Origin of the sequence: Actinokineospora baliensis, from assembly GCF_016907695.1 — a bacterium.
GTDB lineage: Bacteria > Actinomycetota > Actinomycetes > Mycobacteriales > Pseudonocardiaceae > Actinokineospora > Actinokineospora baliensis.
Genome location: NZ_JAFBCK010000001.1, coordinates 4644521 through 4663457, shown reverse-complemented (window position 1 = coordinate 4663457; position 18937 = coordinate 4644521). Strand labels below are relative to the sequence as shown.

The window sequence follows — 18937 nt, the reverse complement described above, 5'->3', positions numbered from 1 at the left end:
CCTTCTATTGTGGCGTGAACTGCGCCAGCCAACGGGACATGCGGGCGACTTCACGATCGACATGCGCGCGGTCGTGGAAGGCGTTGGACAGGGCGGCAACGCCTTGACTGAAGGTCAGGACGTGCAACGCCAAGCCGTCGGCATCGGGTTGGCCCAGTGCCTCGAACTGTTCGCGGAGCCAGTCGCGAAAGACGCCGAACACGGCGACGGCGTGCTCACGGGCGGGGTGGTCGAGTTTGGCGAGTTCGGCGGTGAGCGTCCCGACCGGACAGCCGTAGTTCTCGATGTCGGTGCGGTTGACGAGGACGATCTCGACGAACCGGCGGATGCGGTCCAGCGGGTTGGTCTCGTCCGCGGCCCAGCCCGCCACCATGTCGCGAGTGCGGGCCAGGCGAACCTTGATGACCTCGGCGAGGATGTCGTCCTTGGTCTTGAAGTGGTGGTAGAAGTTGCCGCGCGAGATACCGACCGCCATCGCGATCGACGCGAACGACGTGTGCGCGTACCCCTGCTCGTAGAACAGCCGATCCGCGGTGTCGACGATCCGCTCCCTCGTGTCCACACAACACCTCCGGTCCACTGTGACACATCCCGATAGTAGGACAGTTGTCCTAGCTGTGGCAAATGTCGACACCGAACCACCGCGATCCTGGACCCGCGCTGTCGCCCGGTGGAGTCCGCCGGACGAGAGCGCGGGTGGGTCAGCCGGTCAGGTGCGGGATCAGGTGGCCGGGTATTGGGTCAGCGTCGTCGAGCGTGGTGCTCAGGGCCGAGAACAGGGTGGGTTGCGCGACAGGCGCGGCGGGGTCGGATTCGGCGTACAGTTCCCGCAGCCTGGCCAGGCATCGGCCGCGGGTGGGTCCGACTTCCCCTTGGGGGATGTTGAGGACCTCGGCGACGGCGGCGTACTCGGTCCGGCCCGCGAGCACGGTGAGGCGCAGCAGTTCCTGGCACCGTGTCGGGAGCTGGTGGAACGCGTGCCACAGCCTGCTGTCCCGGTCGGCCAGAGGCGAGAGTGTCGTGGGTTCCTCGGCCCAGGTGTCGGGGTGCTCACGTCGGTAGCGGGTTGCCTCCCGGCGCGTGGTGGTGATCAACCAACCGACAACCGCGCGCGAGTCCTGGACATCCTTGATGTGGCGTAGCAGCGTCAACCACACGGCTTGGACAACCGCCTCGGCGGATTCCCGGTTGAGGCCATGGCCGCGCGCGATGTGCCACGTCAACGGAGTCAGCTCAGCGACGAGAACGTCCAACGCGCCTCGGACACCGCTCTTCGCAGCGTCAACGCACGCCTCGTGCCGCGCCGTACCTTCCAGTCCCAGCCACGGTCGCGACGAGTCGGCCCGGTGGAAGTGGCGCTCCGCCGAGGTCGTCGCGCGCAGCGCGGCGCCGGTGGTGGTGCGGGAACGCAGGTCCCGCGCGCCGTCGGTGCCCAGAGAGGAACGCTCGATCAGGTTGGTGAAGGACACGTAGTCGATGGGGTGCTCCCGGTTGTTCATCGGCTGCTCCGCGCTGCCAGCAGACCGGCCTCGCGGGCCTTGGTCCGACTCCGGTGCAGGACAGCGCTGACGGCCGCGGGGGTCATCGCCAACGTTTCGGCTATCTCTGCAACCGCGTACCCCTCGAAGCTCAAGCGCATCACCGCCTTCGTGCGTTCCGGGCTGTCAGCCAGCATCGCCTCGAGCTCGTGCACGGCGTCGGTCTCGGCGAAGGCCTCTACCGGCACGTCCCGATCAGCCCAGGCCCAGACGCGTTCGGCCTGGATCCACCGTTGTCGCTCCCGGGTCCACGCCCGCAGCACGTTCGGGAAGGCCCGCACGCAACTCCCGGCGAAGTAGGTGCGCAACGACGCCCCGGCGGTGGCCGACCACCGGCCGTCCAGCAGTGAGAGGCGGAACGTCGCCAACCCGTTGGCCACCGCTTCCAGGACGATCTCCCACTGGTCGTCGGCGGTCCAGTCGGTGGGCAGTGCGACCGGTCGCCCGTGCCTGCGGCATGCCGCTGCGATCAGTCCCGTGCGCAGCCAAGCCGACAGCACCGCGCAGCCGTACCTGGCGAGTTCTTCGGCGTAATGCTCCCAGAGTGGGCCGCTGAACCGCTCTGCGGCCAGTACGGCGCACAGTTCGGCGTCGGCCTCGCGGCGGCAGTCGGATTGGGTGTCGTCGAGCGACACCTCCGGTTCGGTTCCTGTCAAGGGTGCCCCCTCTCCGGTGCGCGATCTGGTCCGCACCCGGGGTGTTCGTTTGGTTGGCCCACGGGGTGGTCATAGGTCGACGCGGCGCGGACGTCTTGCGGGCAAAGACATCAGCCGCCGCGGATCTACAAGTTCGACATGAGTCGAAGCATGGACCCGCTCGCCTTCCGTGGGGCCGAACACCACCACACTGTCAACTGCGCCAGCGAGTTGTCCGGGCACCTGACCCAGGTCGGGCACATCGGTCACGCCGTCTTCCACCCCGGTCGGACCCAAACGCCTGTGGCGCGCCGGTTTCAGGAGAACGAGATCGCCGGGGAGGTTTTCGTCGGTAGGCGCGCCGAGGTGGCCCGCGTGTTGGCTGATCTGGCTCCGGACGCGGGCGGGCGCGTCTCGGTGATCGCCGGAATGGGCGGGGTGGGCAAGACCGCACTCGCACGCCGTGTGGCGGCGTCGGCGCAGGAGTGGTTTCCCGGTGGTGTGATCTGGGTCGATCTGCCCGGGGACGGGGAGCCGGTGACAGCCGGGCCGCTGGTGCGGGCGATCGGTGAGCAGGGCGGGGACTTCGGCCGGGTCCTTGATGACTTGGCCGACCGCGGGCGGGCGGTGTTGCTAGTGCTCGACAACGTGGTGACCGGGGTCCAGGCGCGTGACCTGCTGCCCCGCCGGGGACCCCACCGAACCCTGGTGACCACCCGGGAGACCCCAGACCTGCCCCACTCCCGGCGTCTGGAACTTCCGGTCCTCGACCCCACGGCATCCCGCACCCTGCTCTCCCAGATCACGGGTGCCCAAGCAACCAACGAACTCGCCAGCGTCTGTGCAGGGCTCCCACTCGCCCTGCACATCGCCGCCGCCCTACTCTCCGACGAACCCGGCTTACCCGCGCACGAACTGGCCCGCCAACTACTCGCCGCTCCCGGCGTCGAGGGATACACCGCGGGCGAGAGAGCTCTGGCGCCGGTGTTCGATCAATCGTGGCAACGCCTACTCCGCCACTCCCCCGAACAAGCGCGACTCCTGCGCCTGCTCTGCCTGGTCCCCGAACCCGAGATCTCGACCGAAACCGCCGCCCATCTGGCCAACCACACCGTCGACCAGGTCAGAGTCGACCTCCGCAGCCTGCGGCACGCCCACCTGCTGCAGTCCACCGGCCTGGACCGTTGGAGCCTGCACCCGCTGATCCGCGCCCACATCCTCACCCGCGCGGTCCCCGGCCTGACCTCGACCCACCTCCATACCGCCGCTCGCCGATTGATCTTCTACAAGCGCGACGACTCACGGCAGGCCAGGATGGGCGCATCCCCAAGCAGAGGAGAGTCCTGTGGGCAAGGTGGTCCTGTACAGCTCGGTGTCGGTGGACGGCTTCATCGCGGACGCGAATGACCAGCCCGGGCCGTTGTTCGACTGGTTGTCCAACGGCGACGTGCCGTTGGACGACAGCGGCGAATTGAAGGTGTCGCAGACGTCGTTCGACTGCATCCGGCCGTACTGGGACCAGATCGGGGTGACCGTCGTCGGCCGCCACGTCTTCGACCTGACCGACGGCTGGGGCGGGACCCCGCCGGGCGGGATCGACAACGTGGTCGTCGTGACGCACCGGCCAGCTCCCGAGGGATGGGACACCGCGGCGCCATTCCACTTCGTTGACGGTGTCGAGGCGGCCGTGGTCAAGGCGCAGGAGCTCGCGGGCGACCGCATCGTCGAGGTCTCCGCGGGCGACGTCGGCGGTCAGGTGCTCGCCGCGGGTCTGGTGGACGAGGTGCGCATGGATGTCATTCCGGTGGTATTCGGGTCCGGCAAGCGCTTCTTCGGGTCGGTCGACGCGCAGCACCTGCTGGAAGACCCTGATGTGCTGGTTCAGGGCAACCGGGTGCTCCACCTGCGCTTTCAGGTCCGCCGCTGATCGAACCTTGCCCTGTCTCCGTGCGGAAAACCAAAGCCCAGCCTTGACCGTCGCGACGGCGTTCCCCCAATTGGGGGACCTTGTCGACTGGTTTGGTCGTGGATGCAACCGAGTGGTTGTGAGCGGCTGTATCGGCGGGTTGAGGGGCACGGGAGAGGGTGGGATGGATCGTCTGGAGTTCGGTTCGACGGTGCGGGGGCGTCTGCTGCGCTGGCGGCGGATCGCGTTTCTGGTCTGCGGTGATTGGCGCAGCGCCGAGGACGTGGTCCAGGTGGCGTTGCTGCGGCTGTACCGGCACTGGCATCGCATCGAGAGCGCAGGGCTGGACGCCTACGCACGCCGAGTGATCGTGCGGCTGGCCGTGGACGAGGCCTCGCACCGCCGTCGACGGGGCGAGGTGCTGGACGGGGTGCCCGAGCGTCCCGTCGACGCGGTGGCTACGGAAGAGGTGTTGGCCGTCCGATCGGCGTTGCGGGAGATCCCTCCTCGGCAGCGAGCGGTGCTGGTGCTCCGGTTCTACGGCGATCTGTCAGTGGCCGAGACCGCGACGACGTTGGGGATCAGCGCGGGGACGGTGAAGTCACAGTGCGCTCGGGGCCTGTCCGCATTGCGAGCGTTGTTGAGCGAGCCCGCTGCCGAGCAGCGGGAAGAGGAAAGGCTGGGCTGACAGCGATGGAGCGCGAGAAAGCTGTGTTCGAGACAGCTCTGGGCAACGAACCACCGCTGCGGGTGGACTTGGACACGATCGAGGCGAAGGGGGCCAGGTCGCTGCGCAGGCGGCGGCTGATCGTGCCTGCGGTGGCTGCCACGTGCGTGGCGGGAGTGACTTTGGGTGTGGTGCTCGTGGCGAACACCGGGCGCCCATCGGGGCCGTCGGGCGTGGAGATGGCCGCCTCGCCCTCGACAACCGGTTCGTCCGCCAAAGCACCAGGCCCTGGGTTCTCCGCGGCACCGACCAACCGGGTGATGGCCTACTGCTACCGGACCGCGGACATCACGACGACCGAACCGGGACAACACACCCTCATCGGCTCCAGCGGCGGACCGGAGGGCCGCGGTGACGTCGCCAGCCGCGCGTTGTCGATCTGCGGCAAAGGCTGGACGGACAACGCGTTCGACTGGTGGCCGTCCACCGCCGCACCGCTGCCCGTCCCCAACCTGGTGGCGTGCGTACTGGGTGATGACGCCCACGACGTCGAGGACGGCACGGTCGGGGTCTTCCCTGGAACCGCGGAAACGTGCGCGGAACTGGGTCTCCCCCTAGCGGATCTGTGACAGGTCGAGGCCGACGCGGAGTGGACGTTCGCGGGTGATCCCGCTGCGGACACCTCGGTGGCCTTCGAACCAAACGCCTCGGCTGGGCCGGACTCCTGGTACCGGGTGTCTGGTCGACACCGCGGGACGCTGTCGTCGAGGAGTCCGGCCCTGCCTCACTCACCGTCCACTGTGGAGCATGTGGCTAAATGCGCTCGCCCCGGTAGCCGATCGGGCCCTCGTTGGGGAACTGGGCGGTGCCCTGGAAGGTGGCCCCGTTGTCGAAGAACGTCACCGTCGCGTTGCCCTTGGGGCCGCTCCAGGTCACCGTCGTCCCGGTGGCGGGGGCCGAGGCTCCGATCACCTCGCTGCGGCTGGTGATGCTGATCTCCAACGTGCCGTCCGGGCTCCAGCCGCCGTTGAAGCCGCCGACCTGGTAGAAGGTCTTGTACTTGGCCACAGGCTTGTTCTCCTCACATCGCCGGGGAACGTAGATCACGATCTTGCTCCGCCATCATGGCGTGGCCACGGGAGCCCTCGCCAAGGCCGAAACCCGCCCGCCACCCCGTTGCCGCGCCGATGCACCGACACCGCCCAACGACGGCGGACAACACCCACCGACAGCAGCCCGGCAACGCCGATCGAGTGATGAGCACATCACCCACCCGTTCATTAACCGAACCTTTTCCCGCCGGAAACGCGCGATCTGGGTCAGCACATTTCAGTGGCAGGCTCGGATTGTCAGGGTGCGGTGACCTTCTCACCCCAGGCCCGCTCCGAGGGCGAGGAGCACCAGGTGCACGCGGTCGCGGGCGCCGAGTTTCATCAGCAGGCTGCGGACGTGAGATTTGGCCGTGCCGGGGCTGATGTGCAGTTGTGCGGCGATCTCGGCGTTGGTCAGGCCGCGGGCGACGAGGACGAGCACCTCGCGTTCCCGGTCGGTGATCGGCAGCCGGACCCCGCCGAGGGCGGGAGCCGGGAGTTTGGTGAACTCGGCGATCAGGCGTCGGGTGATGGTGGGGGCCAGGAGGGCGTCGCCCTCGGCGATGACGCGCAGCGCGGCGAGGAGGTCGCGGGGTGGCGTGTCCTTGAGCAGGAACCCGCTGGCACCGGCGCGCAGGGCGGCGTGGACGTGTTCGTCGAGGTCGAAGGTGGTCAGGATGAGCACCCGTGCCCCGGTCGCGGCGGTGACCCGGGCGGTGGCGGCCACCCCGTCGAGCACCGGCATGCGGATGTCCATGAGCAGCACGTCCGGGCGCAGGTCGCGGGCCAACTCGACGGCGCGCAGGCCGTTCTCGGCCGCGCCGACCACCGTGAGGTCGTCGGCGGAGTCGACGATGCCGCACAACCCGGCCCGCATCAACTCCTGGTCGTCGGCGATCAGGACGCGCGTGGTCACGCGGGCACCTCGGCGAACGGGAACCGGGCCCGTACCGCGAACCCGCCACCGGGCACCGGCCGCGCCTCGACCGTCCCACCGTGCGCGGCCGCCCGCTCCCGCATCCCGGCGAGGCCGTGCCCGACCTCGCCGGTACCGCCGCGACCGCGGTCGACCACCTCGACTCGCAGCGCATCACCGGTGATCTCGACGGTGAGCGCGCAGAAGTCGGTGCTCGCGTGCTTGACCACGTTGGTCAGCGCCTCCTGCACGATCCGGTACGCCGACACGTCCACCCCCGCGGGGACGTCGCGGATCGCACCGCGCACCGCGACCTCCACCTCGACGCCCGCGCCCCGGGTCCGCTTCACGAGTTCACCCAGGTTGGCAAGACCCGGCGGTCCGCCCTCGTCATCGGGTTCCGCGCGCAGCACGCCGAGCAGGCGGCGCATCTCCACCAGGGTCTCGCGCCCCGTGGTCTCGATCGCGCCGAGCGCGGTGCGCGCCTCGTCCGGCCGGTCATCGATCACCAGGTGCGCGTACCCCGCCTGCACCGTGATGACGCTCATGCCGTGGGCGATCACGTCGTGCAGGTCCCTTGCGATGCGCAACCGCTCGTCCACCACGCGCTGCCTCGCGCGCGCAGCCGCCGCTTCGGCACGGTGGATCCGTTCGGCGACCGCCGCCCGGCGCCCACCCACCGCCACGCCGACCGACCACGCGATCACCATGGTGACCGCAGGAGCCAGCGCGCCGTTGCCGTGCACGAGTGTCGTCGCGAGCGCAGCCAGCAGCGTCAAGGCGCCGATCCGCCGGTCCGAGCGGACCGCGACCGAATAGAGCAGCAGAAGCCACGGCAGCAGGACCGGCCACGGGGAGGACAGCGGCAACGTGGCCACGAGGAGCAGCCCAGCGGAGGTCAACGGCCACCTCTCGCGGCCGAGCACAGCCGCGCAGGAGAGCAGAAGGCAGAGCACACCGAGCGGTCCGATCTGGCCCGGCACAGCGGCGATCCCGGCCGGACTGAGCCGGAAGGTCCCGTTAGGACTGTTCTGGGCGAACAGGGCGGTACCGAGCACGACGCCGTGGACGACCACGACCGCGATGTCGACCCACCGACCGAACCGCGAGCCGTGGCGCATGCCACGACGCTAGAGCACTTCCGTCGCCCGGACATCAGCCCACGGTCGTACGCCCCAGGGCAGAGGCGCCCGGTCGGGAAACCGGCTCGCGGCCTGATGAACCCGCGCGGGCGAAGGGCGATCGTTACCGGCGACATCCGAGTCCACAAGGAGGTCCTCATGCGAATCAGCCGCCTGGCAACGGTGGTCCCGCTCACCGCGAGCCTGGTACTGGGCACCGGCGCGACCGCGAGCCCGCTCGCACTCACCCTGCCCCCGCCGACCGGTCCTCACGCGGTCGGCACCACAGCACTGCACCTGGTCGACCACGGCCGCCGCGACCCTTGGGGCGCACCGGATGCGCCGAGGGAACTGATGATCAGCCTCTGGTACCCCGCCCGCGACACCGAGCGCCACCCCGTCGTCCCCTGGCTCCCGCCCGCCGCCGCGGCCCAGTACGCCATCGACAACGGTGTCGCGCCAGGAGATCTGCGCGTCCCGGACACCCACGGCCACGACGGCGCACCGGTCGACCGGTGCGGCAGGCTGCCGGTCGTGCTCTACTCCCCCGGCAACGACTCCTTCCGCTCGGCCAACACCGCGGTGGTCGAGGAGTTGGCGAGCCGGGGCTTCCTCGTGGTCACCATCGACCACACCCACGACGGTCTCGTCGAGTTCCCCGGCGGCCGGGTGAGCTCGCCGGTGCCCGACGGCCCGGCCACCGGCGAGGCGATGGCCGGGGCGAGGGTCGCCGACGTCCGGTTCGTGCTCGACCAGCTCACCGCGCTCGACGCGGGCGGCAACCCCGACGTCGACGGGCACCCGCTCCCCCGGGGCCTGCGCGGCGGGATCGACCTGGCCAGGGTCGGCATGTTCGGCTACTCGGCCGGAGCGACCACAACCGCCGCGACACTGTTCGCCGACCCGCGCGTGCGGGCGGGCATCGGCGTGGACGGCGCGGTCACCGGTCCGGTCGTCACCGCGGGCCTGGACCGCCCGTACCTGCTGATGAACGCCCGCGCGTCCCGGCAGACCCTGCCGGACCTGGCGACGTTCTGGTCCAACCTGCGGGGTTGGAAGCGCGACATCACCCTCACCGGCGCCGCGCACGGCAGCTACGGCGACCTCGCGGTGCTGCTCCCCCAGGCGGCCCCCCTGCTCGGCTTGAACCAGGCCCAAGTCGAGGCCGAGATCGGTACCGTGGCCCCGGACAGGTCGGTCGCGGTGCAACGCGCCTACCCCACGGCCTTCTTCGACCGGCACCTGCGCCACACCGGCCACCTCCTGGACGGCCCGTCACCCCGGTTCCCCGAGGTCGTCTTCACCCCCTGACCCGTCGTCGCCGAGCGCCCAGGTGCGCGTCAGTCGCGGGCGGCGATGAGGAAGCCGACGAGGATGTCGTGCGGGTAGTGCGCGCCGAGGTAGACGCGGGATACGCCGACCAGGAGGGTGATGGCGATGGCAGTCGACCCCAGCGCGCGGTGGGTGAGCAAGATGGCGACCGCGGCCGCCGCGGCGACGGTGGCGTGGTTGCTGGGCAGTGAGAAGTCCGTGGCGTAGTCGCACGGCGAGACGGTGGGCAGGTGCAAGACCTGGCACGGTCGAGGTTCGCCTACCAGCGCCTTCACCACGTTGCTCACCCCGTACGCCAGCAGGACCGCCACCGGTGCCCACACGGCTGTAGCGGCCGCCGCTGGGGACCGGTGGCGGGCCCGGATGGTGGACGACACCATCGCCGTCGACGTCACCGACCAGGGCGCCGGGCCGGCGGCGGGCACCGACGTGTTCCGACGGCGAGCGCACGACAGTGGCGACCACGGGATCGGCCTGGCGCTGGCCCGCAGGCTCGCCGAAGCCGAGGGCGGACGGCTGCGGTTGATGCGGACCGACCCGACGCGGTTCACCCTGGTGCTGCCAACCCGCTGATCGGCCAACCCGTGCCTGCCCTACGGGAACCAGGCGGTTCCCCGGACCGGTTGCCGCAGAGGGGACTCGACGCGCCGGTCAACGCGCTACCCCGACGCGGCGAATCTGGTTGTCCACTCAGGACTCGCCGGCTAGGGCGAGTGGGTTCCCGGGGCGAAGGCGACCGGTGGCACGGCAGCGCGGTCGGCGCACCCCCGGACATCGGGGTTGCACGGCAGCGAGCCCGTCGCATCGGGGCGATCTCCACGTCCGGGCTGCCTTTCGAGCCTGAGGTCGGCCGGACGCGCCGCTCGTGCCACGGCCCGGCTAGACGCGGACCAGGACTTGGTCGAGGTCCTTGCGGACGAGATCCGGCACCACGGCGTCGTCGGCGGGGTAGCCGATGGGGATGACGGCGAAGGCCTTCTCGTTGCGGGGGCGGTCGAGGACGTCGGCGAGGAAACGCATGGGGCTGGGGGTGTGGGTGAGCGCGGCGAGGCCGGACAGGTGCAGGGCGGTCAGGAGCATGCCGACCGCGATGCCGACCGACTCCCCCACGTAGTAGTGCTTGTGCTGGGTCTCGCTGTCGAGGTAATACCGCTGTTCGAAGACCACGAGGAGGTGTGGCGCGTCGGTGATGTGGGGTTTGTGGCTGTCGGTTCCCAGCGGCAGCAGGGCGGAGAGCCACTCGCCGCCGAGACGTCCGGCGTAGGCGGCGCGCTCTTCGGCCTCGGCGGCGTCGCGGATGCGGGCGCGGACCTCCGGGTCGGTGACGAGGACGAACGTCCAGGGCTGCTGGTGGGCACCGGATGGCGCGGTGGCCGCGACGGCGATGGCGTCGAGGACGAGCTGTTCGGGCACGGGGTCCGGGGAGAAGGCGCGCACGGTGCGGCGCTCGCGCATGCGCGTGAGCAGGGATGTCGCGACGTGCATCGACCGCAGCAGCGACATCCTGGGTGGCCGGTAGGGCACTGGGGTGTAGGGCCGGGAGTGGATCGGCGACCAGGGGCGCGTCGTGTTCGTCAACGGTGGCTCTTCCGTGTTTCGTTCGCGGTCACAGGGATCTCCACGCTAGGGCCAGACCGCGGCCGAGGATGTGGGGAAACCCCTATGCCTGCCCGCTGAGGTGCCGGACGAGTTGAGCCCGGGACCGCAGACCGAGTTTGCGGTACACGCGGGTGAGCGTCGCCTCCACGGCTTTCGTGGTGACGTAGAGGCGCAGTGCGATCTCGCGGTTGGACGCGCCCTGGGCGACCAGGTCGGCGACGCGCTGCTCGGTCGCCGTGAGGTCCCTGGTGGTGGTGCCGACATCGGCGATGGCCGCGGCGGCGATGCGGGCGTGCGTGGCCCAGGGTCGCGCTTTGATGCCGGTGAACAGGTCGAGGGCCGCGCCCGCCGCCTTGGCAGCGGCGGTGTAGTGCCGTCGACGGCGTTCGATGGTGGACTCGACGAGCAGACAGCGGCCTTGCTCGACCGGTTGCCCCAGGGCCGCGAACACAGTCGCTCCTCGCCGGGTGAGCATCAACGCCTGCTCGGTGTCTCCGGACGCGGCGGCGGCGAACGCGAGCGCGCGGTCCAATCCCGCTGCGGCACCGCGCTCTCGCGGCCCGCCCAGGTGGTCACGAGCGGTGCGCACCACGCGCTCGGCCTCGGCGTACTCGCCGGTGCGGACCAGGCACATCACCAACTCCGGTTGCCAGCGCAGCGATGTGGGATCAGCGTGCCCGAGGGTCGATTCCACGTGTTGGATCTCGCGCAGGGCCGCGATCGCCGCCCTCGTCTCACCGAGGCGGGTGAGTGCCTGCCCCAGCGCGTGCAGGTGCCGTAGCCGGAACACGACGTTGCCTTCTTGGGCGCAGGTGCGCACACCGTGTTCGGCGTAGGACTTGGCCCGTGTGAGATCGCCGCCTGCCAATTCCGCGGTGGCCATCGCGTACCACCCCGGCCCGGGGCTCAGGGCGGCCCGCGCCGCGACGTCCACCGCGCGGTGGGCGTAGTTCATCGCCTCGACGCAGCTCCCCCGCTTGGCGGCCACATCGGACAGACTGCACAGCGGACCCATCAGGTCCTCGACCGGTCCCGTTTCGGCGTCACCGAGCATGGCGAGCAGTGCCATGCGGGCGTCGTCGAGCCGGTCGTCGTAGGCCTCGAACCGGGCCGCGAGGTAGGCGGGGGTCAGGTGGAGCACTCCCGCGGTGTCCTGCACGGGTACCGCGAGCGCCGCTTGCAGGTGCGCGCCCCACCCGCTGTGTCCGAGTAGCCGCGACGCGCGGGCACGCAGGGTGAGCGCGAGCACCTCGGTGCGCTTGTCGCCCGCCGACCGCGCGTGGTTGACCGCGTTCGACGCGTGGTCGTCCGCGTCGCGGGCGTTCCCCGCCAGCGTCGCCGAGTAGGAACACCACAGGTGCACTGCGGCGAGGGCACCCGCGCTCCCGCTCGCGTCGGACTCGGCGGCGGCGAGCAGGTCGGTCATCAACGGCGCGCTCTGGCCCGCGTGGCGGACCAGGGCGGTGCGTACCCGCACGCGGTGCGCAGGCGTGGGCGACTCGGCGAGGACCGCGCCCGCTGCCCGTTCGACCAGCTCGGGAACGCCTGCGCCGACGCCTGCTTCGACTGCCGTGACCAGGGATTCCGTCCGTTCCGCCACCGCGTGCGACGGATACCGGTCAGCCGCGAGCAGGTAGAGTTCCGCCGCCAGGTCCGGCAGGTGCCGGGTGGCTCGGGCGGTCGCGGCGAGTGTTCTGGCCACGGCGAGGTCGAGCTGGGGCCGGGCCAGCGCCTGGTGGCGCACGACCTCGGCCGCGGAGGTGACCACGGCGGACAACCTCCGGTGGACCCGCCGCTGGGCGGCGGCCCCCGCCGTGATCGCCACCTCCGCCGACGCGGCGGGCGGTGTGAACCGGATCGTGTCCCCGTCGACGACGAGCACACCCCAGCGCACCGCTTCCGCGATGTCCGCATCCGCGTTGGGCCTGCCGAACCGGTGCAGCAGCGGCACGCTCGGCCTGGCGGCCAACGCGCACACCAGCACCGTATCCCTGGCGGGAACCGACAGCCGGGACCACGCGAGGCCGACCAGTTCCCGGACCCGGCCGGTGCACACCGCGATGGCCACGGCCGGGTTTCCCGCTGATTCGCTGTGGATCCGGGTCGCGGCGCGCTCCGGGACGGCGTGCGGCTCCAGGAGTTCGACCACTTCCGGAGCCGTCATGGGTGGCACCGCGACCCGGACCGCTCGTTCACCGAGTACCGTCTCCGCCGCGCCCGCGAACAGGAACCGGATCCGATCATCGGCGCGGCGAGCGGCGTGGGCGATCGCTTCCGCCGACGCGGCGTCAATCCACTGCAGGTCGTCGACCACCACCAGCACCGGCCGCGTGTCGGCCCACCGCCGCAACAGCGCGAGGAACCGGGTGCCGCGAGCGGTGCGCACCCGTTTGCCGCGACGCGCCAATCGCGCCAGCGCGCGCACTTCGCCGTCGGCCAGTTCGCCGGACAGGAGGTCCGCGAGCGCCTGGCCCGCCATCCACCGCTCCGCGCGGTGCCCGCGTGCGGTGAGCACCTGCTCACCCCGCGTCCGCGCGTCCGCCGCGACGGACTCCACCAGGGTCGACTTGCCGATGCCACAGGGGCCGTCGACCAGCACCACCCCATCGGCGAGCGCCACGCGTACCTGGGCGAGGAGTTCTGATCGCGTCGTCATCCTCGGCCGCAAGCCCCGACCGGTGCCGGATGGTGAGAGCAGACCCGCATTCGCATGGAGCAGACCGTAGGAGTCGGCTCGGGGAAACGCCACCCTCTCGACCGTCGAGACACATGCCGCATTCCAGCTGTCACCTGGAGTAGCCGCCATGAGGTCGAGCGGCGGTGGGGGTTTCCCCACATCGTCGAGCGCGCGAGCGACAGTACGGTTCGTGGCCCCGCGCGGCATTCGTCCGGATGGTGTCGTGGCCGGACGGGTGTCCGCCCGCGCGAGGCACGGGCGGACACCACGACCTGGCTGCCCCCTGCCCTGTTGACAACCAGTTCGTCCCGGATCCGGACGTCGCCGCCAGGCGGTGACCGGCGGCCGCGCCCACTGTAGATCGGCGAACGGGCCCGTGACCGGCGCCCACCCGACAATGTCGGCCGCTCGCCCCCTGCCGAATCCCGTCCACAATGGAGTATCTATGGCGTACTTTCTCGAAGCGGTGGGAATCAGCGAATCCGACAACGACGCCTATGTCGTGCTCCTCGGAGTGGGCGAGGCGCCGGTCGACGAACTCGCCGACCGGATGGCGATGTCCGTCGCGGCCGTCCGGCGAACGATGACCCGGCTGGCGCGCGCCGGGCTGGCGACCAGGACGGACTCGCGGCCTATGCGGTTCACCGCAGTACCACCCGACATCGCGGTCGCGGCTCTCGTCGGAGCGCGACGCCGCGAGATGCGGGACCTGCGAGCCGCGGCAGCAGCGCTGGAACGGCGGTTGGCCCCGCTCCCGGCGACACGGCCCGCGGGTGTGGTCGAGATCATCGAGGGCGACGAGGCGATCGCCCACCACCTCGCCCGCGCGCAACTCGAGGCACGCGACGAGGTGGTGATCGTCGACGCACCGCCGTACCCGTTCGGGGTGCCACAGCGCAAAGTCGAGGAACTGGCGATGTTGACCCGCGGGATCGGCTACCGCTGCGTCTACCACCGGCCCTCGTTGTCCATACCAGGACGCTTCGACCAGGTCAGCGAATGCGTGCGTGCCGGTGAGCGGGCCAGGGTGCTCGCCTCGGCCTCCATGAGGATGCAGGTCGTCGATCGCCGCGTCGGGCTGGTCCCGATCTCCTTCAACGCCACCGAAACGCACAGCGGGCTTCTCGTGCGCTCATCTGCCGTGCTCGACGCGCTCGTCACGTCCTTCGAATCCCTGTGGCACAGAGCGACCCCGATCGGCCTGGCACTCGGTGGTGGCACACCGGGCGAACAGGCCCTGCGCGACCTGCTCGGCACGGGGATGGACGACCGGGCAATCGCGCGGGCCCTGGGCGTCACCGGTCGGACGCTCAGCCGACGAGTGCGCGAGCTGATGTCCGGACTCGGCGCGGACACCCGGTTCCAGGCGGGCGTCGAGACGGCCCGCCGAGGACGGACGGCCCAGACCCCGAGGACGCCACCCGAACTCGTGGCGAGTACCGGTCATTGACCGGTCCCACCTCTTCTTCTCGACGATCAAGCACTTCTACGGTCACGACATCGTGCCGACGCGAGCCGCGACACGGCCACCGGCACACCCTGCGAAGAAGTGGATCTCCCATGACAACGAAGAAGACGGTGGGCCGGGCATCCCGGCTGACCGCCGTGCTCGGGGTCGCGGTGTGCACAGCCGCCCTCGGCGCCGTCGCACTCGCCCAACAGGCCCCGCCAGAACCCGCAGGCACACCGGAGGAGGTCGCGATCGCCGCCGCCGACCGCGCCCTCGGTGGGCAAGCGGGCTTGGCGGGCATCAGCGGGGACGACCGGTTCGTCCGCGCCGACGTCGAGTCGACCCGGCAGGGGCTGACCTACGTCAGCTACACCCGCGAGTTCCAAGGCCTACCGGTGTTCAACGGCGGCGACGTCGTCGTCGTGGTCGACGCCACCGGCTCCGTGCGCGACGTCGGCGGCGACAACCGCCGCGCGGCACCGCGGTCGACCCGTCCCGGGGTCACCGCGCGCACCGCGGACACCGTCGCCCGCGCCCACTTCACCGGCGTGGTGCGCTCGGTGTCCGCACCCCGCCTCGGTATCGACCTCTCGGCCGAACCCCGGTTGGCCTGGGAGGTGGTGGTCACCGGTGAACGCCGCGACATCACCCGCGGTGCCGCGGATCTGACGCCCAGCGCGCTGCACGTGTTCGTCGAGGCGAACACCGGGGTGGTCACCGGGTCCTGGGACGCGGTCGCGCACGCCGAGGGCAAGGGCCACCACAACGGCACCGTCCAGATCGGCACCCAGCAGTCCGGGTCCGGCTACCAGATGAAGGACCCCGACCGCGGCGGCCAGTCCGTCGCGAACGACGGCAGCAAGGCGATCTACACCGACTCCGACGACATGTGGGGCAACGGCGGGGCCAACGACCTGCCCTCGGCGGCGGTCGACGTGCAGTACGCCCAGAACAAGATGTGGGACATGCTCAAGGAGAAGTACGGTCGCAACGGGCACGACGGCAACGGCCAATGGCCCGAGGCGCACGTCGGCATGAACGAGGGCAACGCGTACTCCTTCTGCACCAACAGCGCCGCCACGGACTACACCCGCTTCGGCCGCAACTCCAGGAGCACGCTGCAACTCACCGCGATGGACGTCGTCGGCCACGAGAACGGGCACAGCATCGACTGCCGCACACCCGGTGGCATGAGCAGGCAGGGTGAGGCGTACGGCATCGGCGAGTCGATGGGCGACATCCTCGGGGCGTTGCTCGAGCACTACGCGAACAACCCCAACGACGCGCCGGACTACCTCGTCGGGGAGAAGGTCGACTTCTCCGGCAACGGCAGCGCGCTGCGCAACATGTACGACCCCGCCAAGCTCGGCGACCCGAGCTGCTGGAAGTCGGGACTGCCCGCCGAGCACGGCTCCGGCGGCCCGCAGAACCACTGGTTCTACCTGCTCGCCGAGGGATCGAGCCCCGGGGGCGGCAAGCCGAACAGCCCGACCTGCAACAGCTCAACGGTGACCGGGATCGGGGTGTGGAAGGCGGGTGACATCTTCTACCACTCGCTGCTGCGCAAGACCTCGAACTGGTCCTACGCCAAGGCGCGGACCGCGACACTGCAGGCCGCCAAGGACCTGTACCCCAACAGTTGCGTCGAGTTCGACACGGCCAAAGCGGCGTGGACCGCGGTGAGCGTGCCCGCCCAGTCCAACGAGCCGACCTGCACCGGGACACCGCCGACCTCGACGACGCGACCGACCATGACCACCACCACGACCATGACCACCCCGCCGACCACCACCACCACGCCGCCGACCACGACCGTCCCGGACATCGACGTGGCCAGGGTGAAGGCGCACGTCGACCAGTTCCAGGCCATCGCCGAACAGAACTCGGGCAACCGGGCGGGCGGCTCGGCGGGCCACCAGGCCTCGCTGCGCTACGTGCAGGGCAAACTCGACCAGGCCGGGTACACCACCCGCGTGCACGAGTTCAGCTACCAGGGCCGGACCGGCCGCAACCTGATCGCCGACCTGCCGGGGCGCGGTGACCCGAACCAGGTCGTCATGCTCGGTTCACACCTGGACGGCGTGTCCGCGGGGCCGGGCATCAACGACAACGCCTCCGGGTCGAGCGTGACGCTGGAGGTCGCGCTCGCCTACGCCACGAGCGGCGCCAAGGGCGACAAGGCCATCCGCTTCGGTTGGTGGGACTTCGAAGAGGCCGGGCTGATCGGCTCGGCCCAGTACGTCCGGTCGTTGTCGAGCGCGGATCGGGCGAAGATCAAGAACTACCTGAACTTCGACATGGTCGGCTCACCCAACGGCGGCTACTTCATCAACAACATCACCACCGAGTCGGGCAAGGCGCTCAAGGCGTACTACGACTCCATCGGCGTCCAGACCGAGGAGAACACCGAGGGAGCCGGGCGCTCGGACGACAAGTCCTTCAAGGACGCGGGCATCGCGACCAGCGGTGTCGCGGCGGGCGCCAGCAACCGGATGACCGCGGCCCAAGCGGGCAAGTGGGGTGGCCAGTCTGGCGTCGCGTTCGACAAGTGCTACCACCAGTCCTGCGACACCAAGGCCAACATCAACCCGACCGTGCTCGACCGCAGCGCCGACGCCGCGGCACACGGCGCCTGGATGCTCACAGGCGCCGACGGCGGACCGACCACAACACCCACCACCACCCGACCGACCACGACGAACACCACGACCCCTCCCCCTACCTGCTCCCTGCCCGCGTGGGACGCGGCGGAGCTGTACTGGGCGGGTAGTCAGGTGCAGCACAACGGTCGCAAGTGGACCGCGATGACGTTCTCCTACGACGACGAGCCCGGCGTTGCGGGTCCGTGGGGCAACCCCTGGCAGGACAACGGCTCCTGCTGAGACCAGCCGGGTTCGCCAGACCTCTGTCGTCGGTCCGGCGAACCCGGCACCCACACCCCCGCACACAGGAGATCACGAGGGCGAGGACATGTCCCACCTGCTCGCGAGCATCGGACTGACTGACGCCGACAGCACGACCTACCTCGCGGTCCTGGGCGCGCAGAAGACCACGCAGGCCAGGGTCGCCACGCTGACGGGTCTGTCCCCCGCCGCCGCGCGGCGCAGCCTGGCCACGCTCGTCGAGGCGGGCCTGCTGGCCCGGCTGCGCACCCGGCCCACCCAATTCACGCCCGTACCAACGGACATCGCCGTCGGCGCGATCGTCAACCGCCGCGAGCGGGACCTGGACAGGGTGCTCACCGAGGCACATGAGCTGGCCCGGGCACTGGAGGCGACCGCGCACCCGCACATCGTCGAGGTCGTCGACGGGCACGAACTGACCAGCAGGCACCTCGCCCGAGCCCAACTCGGCGCCACCGAGGAGGTGCTCTTCGTCGACGCGCCGCCCTACCTCGACCGCACCCCCGCCCAGAACGTCGAGGAACTGGCCGCGCTGCGGCGGGGCGTCACATACCGCACCATCTACGACAAGGCCTCATTGGACCTGCCCCACCACCGCGACCACATGGCCGAGTGCGTGCGAGCGGGCGAACAAGCGCGCACCCTGACCCCGGCGACCATGAAGATGGTCGTCGTCGACCGGCACACCGCGTACGTCCCCACGGCGTTCGGCACCACCCAGGCGCGGTCCGCGTTGGTGGTGCGAGCATCCCCGCTGCTCGACGCGCTGCTGGAGTCCTTCGAGTGGCTGTGGTCGCTGGCCCTTCCCGCGGACGCCACACCCCAGGCCCCGGCGGGACCGACCGCGCGGCAGCGGCGACTGCTGGCCATGATGGGCGCGGGCATGAAGGACCGCGCCATCGCCCGGTCGCTGGGCGTCACCGAGCGGACGGTCAGCAGGCACATCCACGAACTGCTGACCGCGCTGGGCGCGGACTCCCGGTTCCAGGCGGGCGCGATCGCGTTCGGGCGCGAATGGCTGCCCGGCCCGACCGGACCGCGGTGATCCCGCCCGCCCGCGGGTTTCCCTCACATCCTCACCCTGGGCATCGCCATAACGTGG

The 18937-nt window shown here is 70.6% G+C and carries 17 protein-coding genes and 1 pseudogene; 9 read left to right on the top strand and 9 right to left on the bottom strand.

Going from position 1 to position 18937, the window contains the following annotated elements; genetic code table 11:
• Positions 1 to 4: 4 nt before the first annotated feature.
• The 3 genes and pseudogenes from JOD54_RS21335 to JOD54_RS21325 all read right to left on the bottom strand — a co-directional run bounded on the left by JOD54_RS21335 (position 5) and on the right by JOD54_RS21325 (position 2194).
• Entirely contained in the window at positions 5 to 562 is a 558-nt protein-coding gene (locus tag JOD54_RS21335; RefSeq protein WP_204452417.1) for a TetR/AcrR family transcriptional regulator, read from the bottom strand.
• A 253-nt stretch (positions 563 to 815) separates the two neighbouring features.
• A pseudogene (locus JOD54_RS21330) lies at positions 816 to 1382 on the bottom strand (RNA polymerase sigma factor); the annotation flags it as partial.
• 113 nt (positions 1383 to 1495) lie between these two features.
• Complete coding sequence (locus tag JOD54_RS21325; protein ID WP_204452413.1) at positions 1496 to 2194, bottom strand: RNA polymerase sigma factor; 699 nt, start codon at positions 2192 to 2194, stop codon at positions 1496 to 1498.
• Positions 2195 to 2332: 138 nt separating this feature from the next.
• Here JOD54_RS21325 and JOD54_RS21320 point away from each other — a divergent pair, with 138 nt between their 5' ends.
• The 4 genes from JOD54_RS21320 to JOD54_RS21305 all read left to right on the top strand — a co-directional run bounded on the left by JOD54_RS21320 (position 2333) and on the right by JOD54_RS21305 (position 5375).
• A complete protein-coding gene (locus JOD54_RS21320) occupies positions 2333 to 3580 on the top strand; it encodes an ATP-binding protein (protein ID WP_204452411.1) in 1248 nt (415 codons plus the stop codon).
• A complete protein-coding gene (locus JOD54_RS21315; RefSeq protein ID WP_204452409.1) occupies positions 3519 to 4100 on the top strand; it encodes a dihydrofolate reductase family protein in 582 nt (193 codons plus the stop codon). The genes JOD54_RS21320 and JOD54_RS21315 overlap by 62 nt, the downstream gene beginning before the upstream one ends.
• A 163-nt stretch (positions 4101 to 4263) precedes the next feature.
• Positions 4264 to 4767, top strand: a complete 504-nt coding sequence (locus JOD54_RS21310; protein WP_204452407.1) for a SigE family RNA polymerase sigma factor — start codon at positions 4264 to 4266, stop codon at positions 4765 to 4767.
• Positions 4768 to 4790: 23 nt separating this feature from the next.
• On the top strand, positions 4791 to 5375 hold the full coding sequence (locus JOD54_RS21305) for a hypothetical protein (protein ID WP_204452405.1): 585 nt from the start codon (positions 4791 to 4793) through the stop codon (positions 5373 to 5375).
• A 184-nt stretch (positions 5376 to 5559) separates the two neighbouring features.
• Here the strand turns inward: JOD54_RS21305 and JOD54_RS21300 are convergent, their stop codons facing one another.
• From JOD54_RS21300 to JOD54_RS21290, 3 genes are all read right to left on the bottom strand, one after another.
• Positions 5560 to 5853, bottom strand: coding sequence for a hypothetical protein (locus tag JOD54_RS21300; protein WP_307860200.1), 294 nt, complete (start codon positions 5851 to 5853; stop codon positions 5560 to 5562).
• A gap of 261 nt (positions 5854 to 6114) precedes the next feature.
• Positions 6115 to 6753, bottom strand: coding sequence for a response regulator (locus tag JOD54_RS21295; protein ID WP_204452403.1), 639 nt, complete (start codon positions 6751 to 6753; stop codon positions 6115 to 6117).
• Complete coding sequence (locus tag JOD54_RS21290) at positions 6750 to 7874, bottom strand: sensor histidine kinase (RefSeq protein WP_204452401.1); 1125 nt, start codon at positions 7872 to 7874, stop codon at positions 6750 to 6752. The genes JOD54_RS21295 and JOD54_RS21290 overlap by 4 nt, the downstream gene beginning before the upstream one ends.
• 159 nt (positions 7875 to 8033) lie before the next feature.
• Here JOD54_RS21290 and JOD54_RS21285 point away from each other — a divergent pair, with 159 nt between their 5' ends.
• Positions 8034 to 9185 (top strand): alpha/beta hydrolase family protein, encoded by a 1152-nt coding sequence (locus JOD54_RS21285; protein WP_204452399.1) that lies wholly within the window; start codon positions 8034 to 8036, stop codon positions 9183 to 9185.
• Between the two features lie 29 nt (positions 9186 to 9214).
• Here JOD54_RS21285 and JOD54_RS21280 read toward each other — a convergent pair whose 3' ends face one another.
• Positions 9215 to 9517: a phosphatase PAP2 family protein gene (locus JOD54_RS21280; protein WP_204452397.1), complete on the bottom strand. Its 303-nt coding sequence runs from the start codon at positions 9515 to 9517 to the stop codon at positions 9215 to 9217.
• Between the two features lie 52 nt (positions 9518 to 9569).
• Here JOD54_RS21280 and JOD54_RS21275 point away from each other — a divergent pair, with 52 nt between their 5' ends.
• The gene (locus JOD54_RS21275) at positions 9570 to 9779 is read left to right on the top strand and encodes an ATP-binding protein (RefSeq protein WP_204452395.1); all 210 of its coding nucleotides are present in this window, start codon (positions 9570 to 9572) and stop codon (positions 9777 to 9779) included.
• A 306-nt stretch (positions 9780 to 10085) separates the two neighbouring features.
• On the opposite strand, the gene JOD54_RS21270 is transcribed toward JOD54_RS21275, so the two are convergent.
• Both JOD54_RS21270 and JOD54_RS21265 read right to left on the bottom strand, forming a co-directional pair.
• Positions 10086 to 10709 (bottom strand): nitroreductase family protein, encoded by a 624-nt coding sequence (locus JOD54_RS21270; RefSeq protein WP_204456430.1) that lies wholly within the window; start codon positions 10707 to 10709, stop codon positions 10086 to 10088.
• Positions 10710 to 10866: 157 nt separating this feature from the next.
• Positions 10867 to 13461: a helix-turn-helix transcriptional regulator gene (locus tag JOD54_RS21265; RefSeq protein ID WP_204452392.1), complete on the bottom strand. Its 2595-nt coding sequence runs from the start codon at positions 13459 to 13461 to the stop codon at positions 10867 to 10869.
• 466 nt (positions 13462 to 13927) lie between these two features.
• Between JOD54_RS21265 and JOD54_RS21260 the strand changes: the two genes are divergently transcribed.
• The 3 genes from JOD54_RS21260 (at position 13928) to JOD54_RS21250 (ending at position 18880) form a co-directional block, all read left to right on the top strand.
• Positions 13928 to 14932, top strand: a complete 1005-nt coding sequence (locus tag JOD54_RS21260) for a helix-turn-helix domain-containing protein (RefSeq protein ID WP_204452390.1) — start codon at positions 13928 to 13930, stop codon at positions 14930 to 14932.
• A gap of 110 nt (positions 14933 to 15042) precedes the next feature.
• Entirely contained in the window at positions 15043 to 17814 is a 2772-nt protein-coding gene (locus tag JOD54_RS21255) for a M28 family peptidase (RefSeq protein WP_204452388.1), read from the top strand.
• A gap of 88 nt (positions 17815 to 17902) precedes the next feature.
• The gene (locus JOD54_RS21250; RefSeq protein WP_204452386.1) at positions 17903 to 18880 is read left to right on the top strand and encodes a helix-turn-helix transcriptional regulator; all 978 of its coding nucleotides are present in this window, start codon (positions 17903 to 17905) and stop codon (positions 18878 to 18880) included.
• The last annotated feature ends 57 nt before the right edge of the window (positions 18881 to 18937 follow it).